Origin of the sequence: Kribbella antiqua (genome assembly GCF_004345665.1) — a bacterium.
GTDB lineage: Bacteria > Actinomycetota > Actinomycetes > Propionibacteriales > Kribbellaceae > Kribbella > Kribbella antiqua.
This window is the reverse complement of sequence record NZ_SLWR01000002.1, coordinates 1-13,352: the sequence shown is the minus strand read 5'-3', so window position 1 is coordinate 13,352 and position 13,352 is coordinate 1. Positions and strand designations below refer to the sequence as shown.

Annotated in this window: 12 protein-coding genes; 8 read left to right on the top strand and 4 right to left on the bottom strand. The window is 68.4% G+C overall.

Annotated elements, in window-relative coordinates; all coding sequences use genetic code 11:
- Nucleotides 1-28: 28 nt before the first annotated feature.
- Entirely contained in the window at nt 29-1,324 is a 1,296-nt protein-coding gene (locus EV646_RS06155; protein ID WP_241995439.1) for an enolase C-terminal domain-like protein, read from the top strand.
- Nucleotide 1,325: 1 nt separating this feature from the next.
- Here the strand turns inward: EV646_RS06155 and EV646_RS06150 are convergent, their stop codons facing one another.
- The gene (locus EV646_RS06150; protein ID WP_132144916.1) at nt 1,326-2,117 is read right to left on the bottom strand and encodes an alpha/beta fold hydrolase; all 792 of its coding nucleotides are present in this window, start codon (nt 2,115-2,117) and stop codon (nt 1,326-1,328) included.
- 89 nt (nt 2,118-2,206) lie between these two features.
- On the opposite strand from EV646_RS06150, the gene EV646_RS06145 reads away from it, so the two are divergent.
- Nucleotides 2,207-3,334, top strand: a complete 1,128-nt coding sequence (locus EV646_RS06145) for a M24 family metallopeptidase (protein WP_132144914.1) — start codon at nt 2,207-2,209, stop codon at nt 3,332-3,334.
- Here the strand turns inward: EV646_RS06145 and EV646_RS06140 are convergent.
- Nucleotides 3,331-4,281, bottom strand: coding sequence for a GlxA family transcriptional regulator (locus EV646_RS06140; RefSeq protein WP_338419245.1), 951 nt, complete (start codon nt 4,279-4,281; stop codon nt 3,331-3,333). The two genes, EV646_RS06145 and EV646_RS06140, sit on opposite strands and share 4 nt — an antisense overlap.
- A gap of 94 nt (nt 4,282-4,375) precedes the next feature.
- Here EV646_RS06140 and EV646_RS06135 point away from each other — a divergent pair, with 94 nt between their 5' ends.
- The 3 genes from EV646_RS06135 (at nt 4,376) to EV646_RS06125 (ending at nt 8,336) form a co-directional block, all read left to right on the top strand.
- Entirely contained in the window at nt 4,376-5,647 is a 1,272-nt protein-coding gene (locus EV646_RS06135; RefSeq protein WP_132144910.1) for an MFS transporter, read from the top strand.
- Nucleotides 5,648-5,669: 22 nt separating this feature from the next.
- Nucleotides 5,670-6,149, top strand: coding sequence for a redox-sensitive transcriptional activator SoxR (soxR, locus tag EV646_RS06130; protein ID WP_132144908.1), 480 nt, complete (start codon nt 5,670-5,672; stop codon nt 6,147-6,149).
- Nucleotides 6,150-6,212: 63 nt separating this feature from the next.
- The gene (locus EV646_RS06125) at nt 6,213-8,336 is read left to right on the top strand and encodes a RecQ family ATP-dependent DNA helicase (protein WP_132144906.1); all 2,124 of its coding nucleotides are present in this window, start codon (nt 6,213-6,215) and stop codon (nt 8,334-8,336) included.
- Here EV646_RS06125 and EV646_RS06120 read toward each other — a convergent pair whose 3' ends face one another.
- On the bottom strand, nt 8,337-9,128 hold the full coding sequence (locus EV646_RS06120) for an ArsR/SmtB family transcription factor (RefSeq protein ID WP_132144904.1): 792 nt from the start codon (nt 9,126-9,128) through the stop codon (nt 8,337-8,339). It abuts the gene before it with no gap.
- A 143-nt stretch (nt 9,129-9,271) separates the two neighbouring features.
- Here EV646_RS06120 and EV646_RS06115 point away from each other — a divergent pair, with 143 nt between their 5' ends.
- The 3 genes from EV646_RS06115 to EV646_RS06105 are packed head-to-tail and all read left to right on the top strand — an operon-like array spanning nt 9,272 to nt 11,576.
- Entirely contained in the window at nt 9,272-10,063 is a 792-nt protein-coding gene (locus EV646_RS06115; protein ID WP_132144902.1) for a GNAT family N-acetyltransferase, read from the top strand.
- A 25-nt stretch (nt 10,064-10,088) separates the two neighbouring features.
- A complete protein-coding gene (locus EV646_RS06110) occupies nt 10,089-10,838 on the top strand; it encodes an SDR family oxidoreductase (RefSeq protein ID WP_132144900.1) in 750 nt (249 codons plus the stop codon).
- 27 nt (nt 10,839-10,865) lie between these two features.
- The gene (locus EV646_RS06105; protein WP_132144898.1) at nt 10,866-11,576 is read left to right on the top strand and encodes a MerR family transcriptional regulator; all 711 of its coding nucleotides are present in this window, start codon (nt 10,866-10,868) and stop codon (nt 11,574-11,576) included.
- A 51-nt stretch (nt 11,577-11,627) separates the two neighbouring features.
- Here the strand turns inward: EV646_RS06105 and EV646_RS06100 are convergent, their stop codons facing one another.
- The gene (locus EV646_RS06100) at nt 11,628-13,184 is read right to left on the bottom strand and encodes an adenylate/guanylate cyclase domain-containing protein (RefSeq protein WP_132144896.1); all 1,557 of its coding nucleotides are present in this window, start codon (nt 13,182-13,184) and stop codon (nt 11,628-11,630) included.
- Between the last annotated feature and the right edge of the window lie 168 nt (nt 13,185-13,352).

Genomic DNA, 13,352 nt, shown 5'->3' with positions numbered 1-13,352 from the left:
TGCCGCTCACATCACCAGAGGAGACCGTGTGACCGAGCACGACTCACATCACCTGCTCGATCCCGCCGGCGGATTGCCGGAAGCTCTTCCACCGTGGACAGGGCGGGACAAGCTGCGGATCACCAGGGTTCGGCCGATCGTCACCGCACCGGAGGGGATCCCGCTCGTCGTCGTCCGGGTCGACACCTCCGACGACGGGCTGTACGGGCTGGGCTGTGCAACGTTCACCCAGCGGTTCGCCGCAGTGGCCGCCGCGGTGACCGAGCACGTCGCACCCTTGGCGATCGGACGGCACCCGGCGGACATCGAGGACATCACCCGGCTCGTGCACTATTCGTCGTACTGGCGTGGTGGACCGGTGCTCAACAACGCGCTGTCCGGGTTGGACCAAGCGCTGTGGGACATCGCCGGCAAGCGCGCGGGGATGCCGGTTTACGAGCTGATCGGTGGTCGCAGCCGGGCCGGTGTCGAGGTGTACACGCACGCCGCCGGGCCGAGCATAGACGTCACCCTCGACCAAGCCGAGCAGCTACGTGCTGCCGGCTACCGCAACATTCGGCTGCAGGTCGGCGGCAAGGGTCCCGGGACGTACGGCGCACCCGGCACGCTCGGCGGATACCCTCGCTCACCGCATCGGGACGGCTGGGAGCCAGAGGAGTACCTGCGCGAGGTCCCCCGGCTGTTCGCGGCCGCACGCGAGCGGCTCGGCGACGACATCAACCTGATGCACGACGTGCACAGCAGGCTGACGCCGAAGCAGGCCATCGTGCTCGCCCGCTCACTCGAGCCCTATCACCTCGCCTTCCTCGAGGACGTGATCGCGCCCGAGCTCTACCACCGCCTGCCCGAGGTACGCGCGGCGTCGCCGATGCCGCTCGCGGTCGGCGAGCAGATCGGCTCGGTCACCGACGCGGCCCGGTTGATCCGCGACGGTGGAGTCGACCTGCTCCGGCTCCACACGTCAGCGGTCGGTGGCCTGACACCAACGCGCAAGCTCGTCGCGATGGCCGAATTGACCGGCGTCCGGACGGCGTTCCATTCGCCCGGCGACATCACGCCCGTCGGCGTCGCGGCCAACCTCGCGCTCGACGTCTCCACGCCGGCCTTCGGATACCAGGAGTCGCACGAGTACAACGACGCGACGCACGAGGTCTTCCCGGGTACGCCGGTTGTTGCCGATGGCCACTTGTATCCGAGTGACGAACCGGGCTGGGGTGTCGACCTCGACGAGCAGGCGGCGGCCAAGTTCCCGCCGACGTACCACCTGTTCGAGCGCTGGGTCGCCCAGGTCCGCAAGCCGGACGGAAGTCTCGAGGCGCCGTGAGCTAGCCGGCCTCCTCCGAGACTCGTTGCAACCACTCGCGAGTCAGCGTGGCGAACAGGCCGGGCTGTTCGAGCTGGAGGTTGTGGCCGGCGACGTCGAGAACCGCGAAGGTCGCGCGTGGGTAGTGGGGGAGCAGCACGTACTGGTCCTCGAAGCCGGTGACCGAGTCCTGCCTGCCGCAGACGATCAGCGATGGTCGCTGGTAGGCAGGACCGCTCTCCGGCGCGATGGAGAGCGTCCAGTTCTTGCGGATCCGTTCCAGCGCCTCGAGGTCGGCGGCATCGAGGCCTGGCGCGACGTCGGAGCGATACGCCTTCAACGCCGCGGCGGTCTGGACGACCGCGATGTCGGTGAAGTCCTCGCCCTCGGCCAGCGACTCGACCACGCCCGGCTCCGACCGCAGTACGACGTGCTCGGGCACGTTCCGCTGCGCGTTGTCCAGGATCGTGCCGACCGGGCAGATCAGGCTGAGCCCGAGGATCTGCTCGGGGCGCTCGGCGACGAGGCCGCGCGCGAGGTAGCCGCCGTACGACTCGCCGATCAGGACGAATGGTTCGTCGCCGATCTGCTCGTCGATGAACGCGCGTACCTCCGCCATGATCCCGTCGGAGCTGTCGATCGAGCCAGCTGGGGTCTGTCCCATCCCGGGCAGGTCTGGGTAGAGCCGCCGGTATCCCGGCAGGTCGGCGAACACCGGCTCCAGACAGCCGGACATCAACCGGTGGTCCGGAGTCCAGCCGTGCAGCGCAAGCACGGGTACGCCCTCGCCGTGGGACACATAGTGGAGTGCCATGATCGTCGCCTTTCGCCCTGGGATCAGGTCTCGGCAGAAGTTGTAGCAAGCCCCGCCGACAGTTTCTGATCACGGGTTATCGTCGGCTCATGTCGAGTCGAACGCCACACGGTCCCGTACCCGATTCCGCCGTACTGCGTGCCCGGTTGGAGCGCGCCCGGGAAGCCGCGGCCGGCACCGGTCTGTTGATCGCGCCGGGGTCAGATCTGCGCTATCTGCTCGGTCAGGCGGGCGGCTCGTTCGAGCGGCTCACCACGCTCGTGATCCCGGCGGAGGGGCCGCCGGCGCTCGTCGTACCGAAGCTGGAGGCGCCCGGTTTCGCCGACGTACCACTGGAGCAGCTCGGCGTCGAGGTGGTGACGTGGGTCGATGGCGACGACCCGTACGCCGTTGCCGCGGATCGGCTGCGGGGATCGGATCGCGTGGCGGTGAGTGACTTCACGCCTGCGTTGCATGTGCTGGCGTTGCGGGAGGCGTTGCCGAAGGCTGAGCAGCAGCTGGCCGGGCCGATCGTGCGTGAGCTGCGGATGCGCAAGGACGCGGCGGAGATCGAGGCGTTGCGGAAGGCAGGCGCGGCGATCGACCGGGTGCACGCGCGGGTCGGCGAGTGGTTGCGCCCGGGCCGGACCGAAGCGGAGGTCGGCGCGGACATCGCCGCCGCGATCGTCGAGGAGGGCCACGCCGCGGCCGACTTCATCATCGTCGGCAGCGGGCTGAACAGTGCGAGCCCGCATCACTCTGTGTCGGACCGGGTGATCGAGGCCGGTGACGTGGTGGTCGTCGACATCGGCGGACCGGTTGCCGAGGGCTACAACTCCGACTCGACCCGGACCTACGCCGTCGGTGCGCCGCGCGATGCGGATGTCGCCGCGACGTACGCCGTACTGCGGGAGGCGCAGCAGGCGGCGGTGGATGCGGTCCGGCCGGGAGTCTCGGCGGAGTCGATCGATGCGGCGGCGCGGTCGGTGATCGAGGCGGCCGGGCTCGGCGAGCTGTTTATCCACAGGACCGGTCATGGGATCGGGCTCGACGTGCACGAAGACCCGTACATTGTCAGTGGGAACGGGCTGATTCTCGAACCAGGGATGGCGTTCAGCGTCGAGCCGGGCCTCTACCAACCAGGGCGGTGGGGTGCACGGATCGAGGACATCGTCGTGGTCACCGAGGACGGCGTGGAGTCGATGAACAACCGCCCGCACGAGCTGGTCGAGCTCTAACCGGTGCGGAAGGTTTTGCGGTAGGCGAGGGGAGAGACCCCGAGTTCGGAACGGAGGTGATGACGCAGGGAAGCAGCGGTGCCGAGTCCGGCCGATTCGGCGACGCGGTCGACGGACAGGTCTGTCGTCTCCAGCAGGTGGCACGCGTGCCGCACGCGTTGCTGCAGCAGCCACGTGCCTGGCGACTGACCGGTCTCGGCCTTGAAGCGACGACTGAAGGTGCGCACGCTCATCCGTGCGTACTCGGCCATCGCAGGCAGGCTGAGCTCCTCGTCGAGCCGTGCCAGCGCCCACGCGCGCGTCGGCGCGGTGCCCTCGCTGCCTTCGTCCGGTACGACGCGCTCGATGAACTGTGACTGCCCACCATCACGCCACGGCGGTACGACGCAATGCCGGGCGGCGCGGTTGGCGACTTCACTGCCGAAGTCGCGGCGGATCAGATGCAGGCAGAGGTCGACGCCCGCGGCGAGCCCGGCGGACGTGACGATGTCGCCGTCGTCGATGAAGAGGAGTTCTTCGTCGAGCTTCACCTGCGGATAGAGGTCGCGGAACATCTGCGCCCGCTGCCAATGCGTGGTGGCCGGCCGCCCGTCGAGCAGCCCGGCCGCGGCGAGCACGAACGCGCCGGTGCAGATCGACGCGATCCGGGTGCCCGGCCGGATGGTGTCCAGCGCCTTCGCCAGGTCGTCAGGCAGCGAGCCCTCGTGCCGCGGCTGCGGGATGTAGGTGCCCGGAATGATCACCGTGTCCGCCTCGGCCAGCGCCTCCGGTCCGTAGTCCGGGATGAGGCTGAACCCAGCGCTGGCCCGCACCGGCGCGCCCAGCTCCAGCCCGCAGATCCGTACGTCGTACAGCTTTGTCCCGTCGGCGCGGGTCGCCGCTCCGAACACGGTCGGCGGGATGGTCAGGTCGAACCCGACGACCGGTTCGAGGGCCAGAACAGCCACAACGTGAGACGGCGGAGTTGGCATGGCCACATCTTTACACATGTTGGCATTTTGGCCAGTAGTTTGACCCGTGTCGAACCGTCAAACTTGGCGGGTGACGCAGATTGTGGAGAAGAAGACGGCCCGCGTGCACCTGGCCTGGGCGGTCGCGGCGGTCGGGTTCGTGACGTTGATCGGTGCGGCCGGGTTCCGCTCGGTGCCCGGTGTGCTGCTGGATCCGTTGCACGACGAGTTCGGGTGGTCGCACGCGACGATCTCGGCTTCGGTGTCGATCAACCTCCTGCTGTTCGGGCTGATCTCGCCGTTCGCCGCCGCGCTGATGGATCGGCTCGGCCTGCGCCGGGTGGTCAGCGGGGCGCTGGTGCTGATCGCGCTCGGCAGCGGGCTCACCGTCTTCATGACCGCGTCCTGGCAGCTACTGCTCTGCTGGGGTCTGCTGGTCGGCGTCGGCACCGGATCGATGTCGATGACGTTCGTCGCGACGATCACCGGCCGCTGGTTCGTCGAGCGGCGCGGACTGGTCACCGGCATCCTGACTGCTGCGGGTGCGACCGGTCAGCTCATCTTCCTGCCGCTCATCGCCTCCCTGGCCAGCGCCTACGGCTGGCGCGTCCCTGCTCTCGTTGCGGCCGGCACCGCGCTGGCCGTCGTACCGCTGGTGTTGCTCTTTTTGCGCGACTACCCGAGCGATGTCGGACTGACGGCGTACGGCGCTCCGGAGGGCAGCACAGTCGGGCAGCGCGTCGACGCGACTGGGAGCAGCGCACTGCGCGCTCTGACTGCGTTGCGGACCGCCATGCGTCGGCCCGCGTTCTGGATGCTCGCGGGTGGCTTTGCGATCTGTGGTGCGTCCACCAACGGGCTCATCGGCACCCACTTCGTCACGGCTGCGCACGACCACGGCATGCCGGCGACGACCGCTGCGTCGTTGCTGGCGTTGGTGGGCGTGTTCGACGTGGGCGGCACGATCGTGTCCGGCTGGCTGACGGACCGGTGGGATCCGCGGTACCTGTTGATCGCGTACTACTCGCTGCGCGGACTTTCGCTGCTGGTGCTGCCGTCTCTGCTCGGTCCGACGGCTCAGCCGAGCATCTGGGTGTTCATCATCTTCTACGGGCTGGACTGGGTTGCGACGGTGCCGCCGACGGTGGCATTGTGCCGCGAGTGGTTCGGTGTCGACGGGCCGATCGTCTTCGGCTGGGTCTTCGCGTCGCACCAGATCGGCGCCGCGCTGGCCGCGACCGGAGCCGGCGCGATCCGCGACGTACAGGGCAGCTACAACCTCGCCTGGTACCTGGCCGGCGGCTTGTGCGCGGCGGCCGCGCTGATGTCCGCGAGCATCGGACGTCGCCTCGTGACGGCCTGATCTTGTCGGCTAGCCTCGATCTGTGGACATCGAGCCGGGTGAGTTGACGGTCGGGCAGTTGTCGGAGCGCAGCGGCGTGGCGATCTCGGCCTTGCATTTCTACGAGCGGCAGAACCTGATCGTCAGCCGCCGTACGGCAGGCAACCAGCGACGGTACAAGCGGGACACCCTGCGCCGGGTCGCACTCATCCGGATCGCCCAGCGGGTCGGCGTCCCACTCGCCGAGGTCGCGGCGATCCTCGCGCTGCTGCCGGACAACCGCACCCCGACCCGCCAGGACTGGGAACGCATCTCCGAGTGCTGGCAGGCCGAGCTCGACAAGCGCATCCTGCATCTGGAGCAGCTCCGCGACGACTTCAAGGACTGCGTCGGTTGCGGCTGCCTCTCGCTCGACCGTTGCGCCCTCGCCAACCCGTACGACGCTCTGGCCGCCAAAGGCCCGGGTCCGCAGCGCCTTGTCACGGCCGGTGGCGAGCCTTGTCACCCGGGCAAGTGCGCCTGACTTATCCACAGGACGTCCGTCGGGCCGAGCGAACTGGGGGAGCGGGCGTCTAGGGTGCTTGGCATGGCTGAGAACACCATCGCCCTGACCGACACGCGGGCCGAGATCGCGAGCGGCGTGATCCGCGCGATAGCGGGCGACAGCGCGCGGTTGCGCGACGACCAGGAGACCGCGGTCGCCGCGCTGTGCGAACCCAACGCGCGCGTGCTCGTCGTGCAAGCGACCGGCTGGGGCAAGTCGGCTGTGTACTGGGCGGCGACTGCGATCCGGCGCGCGGAGAACGCCGGCCCGACCCTGGTGGTGTCTCCGCTGTTGTCGTTGATGCGCGACCAGGTCGCTGCTGCCGGCCGCGCCGGTCTGCGGGCCGCGACGCTGAACTCGACCAACATCGACGCCTGGTCGAGCATCGAACATGACCTTCGTTCCGGGGCGATCGACGTACTGCTGGTGTCGCCCGAGCGGTTGGCCAACCCCGGTTTCGGGCGGCGAGTGCTCGATGGTCTGGCTGGGCAGATCGGTCTGCTGGTGATCGACGAGGCGCACGCGGTGTCGGACTGGGGCCACGACTTCAGGCCGGACTATCGGCGGGTGTCCGACGTACTGCAGCAGCTCAACCCGAAGACGCCGGTGCTCGCGACCACGGCGACGGCGAACGCGCGAGTGACGGAGGATGTCGCGCATCAGCTCGGGGAGTCGACGCTGGTACTGCGGGGTCCGCTGGCCCGGTCGAGTCTGCAGCTTGCGGTTGTCGATGCGTTGTCGCCGCTGGATCGGTTCGCTTGGGTCATCGATCATCTGCCGAAGTTGCCTGGGTCGGGCATCGTCTACACGCTGACTGTGTCCGACGCGCAGCGGCTGGCCGCGGCGATCCAGGAGGTTCACGGCCGGGATGTGCCAGTCGCGGCGTACACGGGTCAGTTGGAGGCGGGGGAGCGGGAGAGCCTCGAGGACGCGCTGCGTGACAACCGGCTGAAGGCGTTGATCGCGACGTCGGCGTTGGGGATGGGATACGACAAGCCAGACCTTGGGTTTGTCGTGCACGTCGGCTCGCCGCCGTCGCCGGTGTCGTACTACCAGCAGGTCGGCCGTGCCGGGCGTGGGATCGATCATGCGATGGTCGCGCTACTGCCGTCGGACGCGGATGCGGGTGTGTGGGACTACTTCGCGACGGCGACGATTCCGATCCCGGAGAACGTGAATCGGTTGCTGCGTGGGCTGGAGAGCTACGGGCCGGATCAGCCGGCATCGGTTCCGTCGTTGGAGGCGGAGACCGGGCTGCGCCGGACGCGGGTCGAGCTGATGCTGAAGCAGTTGGCGGTCGATGGTGTGGTTGAGCGGGTCGAAAAGGGCTGGGTGCGGACCGGCGCGGACTGGACCTTCGACGCCGCGCATTACGACGGGATCGTCGCCGTACGACGGCGTGAGGCCGACATCATGCGTGCGTACACCCGCGGCGACCGTTGCCTGATGCAACTGCTCCAGGAGTCGCTGGACGACCCCTCGGCCGAGCCGTGCGGACGCTGCTCGGTATGCCTCGGCAAGCTGCCGGATCCCCTGCAGGAGAAGCCGGAAGCGGAGACGGTACAGGCGATCATCCGGTTGCTGCGCGGTGAGGTCCACATCCTCGAGCCACGGAAGATGTGGCCGGGCGGTGCGTTCGGAGCGCGGGGCAAGATCCCGGCGAACCTGATGCCCGAGCCAGGGCGGACCATCGTTTATGCCGATGCGCCGGAGTGGCGTGAGGTGCTGCGTGGTGTGTTCACCGCCGACGCGCCCGATCCGGATGCTCTCGAAGCGTTGAAGGCCGGCTGTGTGGCGGCGCTGTCGAAGTGGCGGAACTCTTGGTCGAGCCGGCCGGAGGTCGTCGTACCGCTGCCGGCTGCGGGGTACGGGCGGTTGACGACAGCGATCGCGGAGCACGTGGCGACGGTGGGTCGGCTGGAGCGCGCCGAGCTCACCGTCGATGCCACCGGCTTCACCGACGATCTGTCATCGGCGGAGGAGGCGAAGGTCTGGCGTGATGGTCTACAGGTGGATGGTGCGACGGCGCAGGCCATCGGTGGCCGTTCGGTGCTGCTGGTCGTGGATGCGAGTTCGTCGCAATGGCCGATCACCGTCGGCGCCGCCAAACTCCTCGAGGCCGGGGCCGGAGCAGTTCTTCCCCTGCTCATCCACCGGCGGCCCTGACTACTTGGCGCCGGCGAGTTCGGGGCTGGATTCGACGAAGGACTTGAGGTCGGAGATGAGCTGGACCCAGCCTTCGCTGATCGACGCGTGGATCTCGCTGCTGGGCTCGAAGCCGCCGTGGATGACGGTCAGCTTGACCTGGTCGCCGACTGGCTCGAGGTCGAAGCTCGCCTTGGACAACGGTTCGGCGCTGGCCTTCTCGAAGACCTCGTCGCTCATCTCCGTGACCTGGGCGAACTCCGGCGTGATGTGGTGCCAGGTGTAGGCGAGCCGCCGGTACGGGTCGTACTCCAGGACGACCTGACCAGGACCGGCCATCGTGGCACCGCCGTACCGCCAGACGATTTCTGAGCCGACCTTCCAGTCGGTCTCCAGCTGGACGCCCCAGTACTCCTGGGTGAACTTCGGGTCGGTCAGTGCCTGCCACAGCCGCTCGGGCGTGGTTTTGATATAGCTGGTGTAGACGAAGTCGTTGCTCATGGTTTCGGCCTCCAGAACCGTTTTGAGGTCGGCGAACAGCTGGACCCGGCGTCGGTCGTACTGGTGGATCCAGCGGTCGGCGATGGCGTTGATCGGCTCGGCATTGAGGTAGTGCAGCTTCTCCCGGCCGCGCCACGCCGTGGTGACGAGGTTGGCGGTCTCCAGGACGGTGAGGTGCTTGCTCACCGACTGCCGGGCCATGTCGAGGCCGCCGCAGAGCTCGCGCAGGGTCTGGCCGTTGTTCGCGTTCAGCATGTCGAGCAGCTGCCGGCGACTCGGGTCGGCCAATGCGCGGAACACCTCGTCGTCCATACGCCTTCCGATCAGGTTAGGCAGCCGCTTGGCTGCATAAAGACCATAGGCAGCCAAATGGCTGCATGTCAAGGCTGGGTGGCGGCTTGACGATGATCTGAGTGGAGGCGGAATCCGGTTGACGGTCGCAGGACGATGGGCGGGTGGAGATCACGAGCTTGGGGTTCCGGACCGACCTGATGTTGCAGGAGCTGTCGGGCAGCGAGGTCCACGACACGGGTGAGTACGTCGTGGTGCGCACGCCGGACAACCCGGCGTTCTGGTGGGGGAACTTCCTGCTCTTCCGTACGCCGTTCGGGCCTGGTGACGCCCAGGCGCGCTCGGAGCTGTTCCGCAAGGAGTTCCCGGACGCGAAACACGTTGCCATAGGCATCGACAGCGTCGACGGTGTGGTCGGTGCCGAGGACGAACTGGCCGCGGCCGGCTTCGAGATCGGGCGCGATGTGGTGATGACGACCGGCGCGGTGGTTCCGCCGAGCCGGCCGAACACGGAGTCGACGTACCGGTTCCTGAGCAGTGACGACGACTGGGAGCAGTTGACCGCGTTAGGCCTGGCGACCGCGACGATGACGGTGGACGCGGCGTACGAGGACTTCCATCGGCGCAAGGTGATGTCGAAGCGGAGGCTCGTGGACGCCGGGCATGGCAAGTGGTTCGGTGCGTTCGGCGGTGACCGGCTGCAGGCGGCGCTCGGGCTGATGTTCGACGGCCGCGGACTGGCCCGGTTCCAGACTGTCGAGACGCATCCGGACGACCGGAACCGTGGTATCGCGACCACGTTGGTGCACCACGCGTCGACGTACGGGCTGACCGCAGGTGGCGCGCACACGCTGGTGATGGTCGCGGATCCGGAGTACCTCGCGATCCGGATCTACCGGTCACTCGGGTTCAGCGACACCGAGACGCAGCTGCAGCTGACCATCCCGTCGCCCTGAGGCCACGACGTGGCAGGGTTGGGGCATGACTGAGATTGGCGTACGACGTGTTGCCCTGATCACGGGTGGCGGCCGCGGGATCGGGGCCGCGGCGGCGGTCGCGTTGGCGGCCGGCGGATGGGACGTCGGGGTGAACTACCGGGTCCGCGTGGATGACGCGCGGCGGGTTGTGAAGGCGTGTGAGGAACTCGGCCGGCGGGCGATCGCAGTCAACGCCGACGTCGCCGAAGCGGATCAGATCGAGCGGCTGTTCGACACGGTGACGGCCGAACTCGGGCCGATCGGTGCCGTGATCAACAATGCCGGCGTGGTGTCGCCGGCCGGCCGGGTGGCCGAGTACGACGCCGCGCGGCTCGAGCGCGTGTTCCGGATCAACTCGATCAGCGCCTTCCTGGTCGCGGGTGCCGCCGTACGGCGCATGTCCACGGCGTACGGCGGATCCGGCGGGGTGCTGATCAACGTGTCCTCGCGCGCGGCGGTCTTGGGATCGGCGAACGAGTACGTCGACTATGCGGCGAGCAAGGCGGCGGTCGACGCGCTCACCACCGGCCTGGCGAACGAGGTGGCGAAAGAGGGTGTCCGCGTGCTCGGCGTTCGTCCCGGGCTGATCGAGACCGAGATCCACGAGAGCGGCCGCCTGGATCGCCTCGGCGCGACCCCGCCGCTGGGTCGCCCGGGCAAGCCCGAGGAGGTCGCGGCCCTGATCGCCTTCCTGGTTTCCGACGGCGCGTCGTACATGACGGGTTCGACCGTCGATGTTGCCGGCGGTCGGTGATCGGCCGAGTTCGGGAGGAGGTGCGGCGTGGGGCTGCGGCCGGTAGATCTGGCTCGGCGGGCCGGGATCTCGACGCAACTCGTGCGGAACTACGAGGCGGCCGGGATCGTGCCGCCGGCGCCGCGGACTGAGAGCGGGTATCGCCAGTACGGCGAGGAGCATCTGTCGGCTCTGCTCGCCTATCGCGCGCTGCAGCCGGGGTTCGGTGCTGAGGTCGCGACCGAGATCATGCGAGCCGTGCACGCTGGTGATGAGGCATTGGCGTATCGGCTCGTGGACGCCACGCACGCCGAGCTCCATGAGCAGCGGCTGGCCACGGACGCCGCGAGTGAGGCGCTTGGTGCAGCCGCAGCCGAGTTCCTCGACGACGCACCGGCGTCGGGTCCTTCGCTGCTGGTGGGTGAGCTTGCGCATCGGTTGGGCGTGCGTACGTCGGCTCTCCGGGTGTGGGAAGCCGCGGGGCTCCTGGCGCCGACGCGCGAGCCGGGGACGAAGTACCGGCGCTACGGTCCGGAGCAGGTGCGTGATGCCCGGATCATCCATATGCTGCGCGAGGGCCGCTACTACTTCGAGCAAATCAAGCCAGTGCTCGTAGGACTCCGCCGTACCGGCAGCACCGAGGCCCTCCGCGCCGCCTTAGCCGAACGCCGAGCCGCCCACGACCACCGCACCAACGCCATGCTCCACGGCGCCGCTCATCTCCACCAACTCATCGAGTCGAGGCAGTCGGCACCTTGAGAAGCCTCCAACCAATTCGCGGCGCACGTGACGGTTGGTGCGTGCACAAGGTCAGTGGGGTAGGGCGAGGTGGGTGGGGTGGGGGCGGCCTCGGACGGTTAGTTGGTCGCCGGGGTGCCAGTGGGTGGCTTCGGTGGGCGCTGATTCGGAGACGGCGGTCATGGAGGCGATCAGGTGGCTGGGGAGGGTTTTGGCTAGTTCGGAGAGGCGGGCGGCTTCGTTGACGGGGTCGCCGATGACGGTGTACTCGTGGCGGCGTACGTCGCCGACAGTGCCGGCGACCACGACGCCGGCGGTGACGCCGATGCCGGCGGTTGCCTCGGGCAACTCGTCGGCGAGGCGCCGGGCCAGCGCGCGTCCGGCCCGCAGGGCGCTTCCGGCTGCGTCCGGCAGCTCGGCCGGTGCGCCGAAGATCGCCAGCGCGGCGTCACCCGCGAACTTGTTCACGAACCCACCCTGCCGGTCCACCTCGTCGACCACGATCGTGAAGAATCGATTCAGCAACTGAACGACCTCGACCGGCGGCCGCTCCGCCGCGAGCTCGGTCGACCCGACCAGGTCGACGAACAGTACGGCGGCGAACCGTTCCTCCCCGCCGAGTCGATCACTGTTCAGCGCCTCGTGCACAACCTCCGGACCGACGTACCGTCCGAATACATCCCGGATCCGCTCCCGCTCCCGCAGGCCGTCGGCCATCCGGTTGAACCCGGCCTGCAACGACCCCAGCTCAGTGCCGTCGAACACCGGGATCCGGACGTTCAGCTGCCCGTCGCCGATCAGCGTCAGCGCATTGCGCACCGATCGTACCGGCGCGACCACCGACTTCGCGGACAACATCGTGAGCAGCCACCCGTTCAGCAACGCAACGAGGCCGAGGGCAAGGATCATCGCCGACAGCCGGGTCGGCGATACATTCTGCTCGATCAGCGCGAGTACGGCGGCCAGCATCAACCCGGCGATCGGCACCCCGGAACCCACCGCCCAGAAGAACAGAGTGCGCGCCTTGAGCCCTGCCGCCAGCAACCGACGCGGCGGCGCCGAATCGGCCAGCGCCCGCGCGGCGACCGGCCGGAGCGCGAACTCGGTCAGCAGATAGGACACCGAGCAAGTGACGATCATGCCGTCGAACATCGTCACCGCGACCCGGAGCAGGTTCTCCGGCTGCAGCCACAACACCAGCGAACTGAAGAAGACAACCGCCAGGAGCCAGAGCGCTACCTCGATCAAGGTGAGCCGCAGCGGGAGCTGCAGAGTCGCGATCTGTTCCTTCCGGGTGGCCGGCCGTTCCTCGTCCACCCACCGAGTAACGCGCCGCGTGAGTCGGTTGCTCCACACGCAGCCCACCGCCACCGCGATCACGAAGTACGACGGAATGACGACCCAGTCGACCAGCTTGAGGCGACCGCTGTGCGCCGGACCCGGCAGCACATACATCGTCAGCACGTAGACTACGACCGCGCCGCCGAAGTTCGTGATGACCGAGGACCCCGTCATCAGGAGGTGCAGCCGATACCGCAGCCGCTGGGGGCTCTGGTCGGCAGGTCCGAGCAGCCAGGATCCGAACGGCCGCCGTTTCAGCACGAGCTCGGGACTGCCGTCGGACACCATGGTCACAGTCTGCTTGACTGGACCCCACTGTCCGCAACCGCCTTACTGCTTGAGCCAGCTGGCTACCGTGGCGTCAGTGTGAGGGTGGTGCTGCCGCTTCGTGCGGTGGTTGGATCCCGATCACCTGATGCCTGGCTCTTACCGTGGCTGCCGTCCTTGGATTGGCGA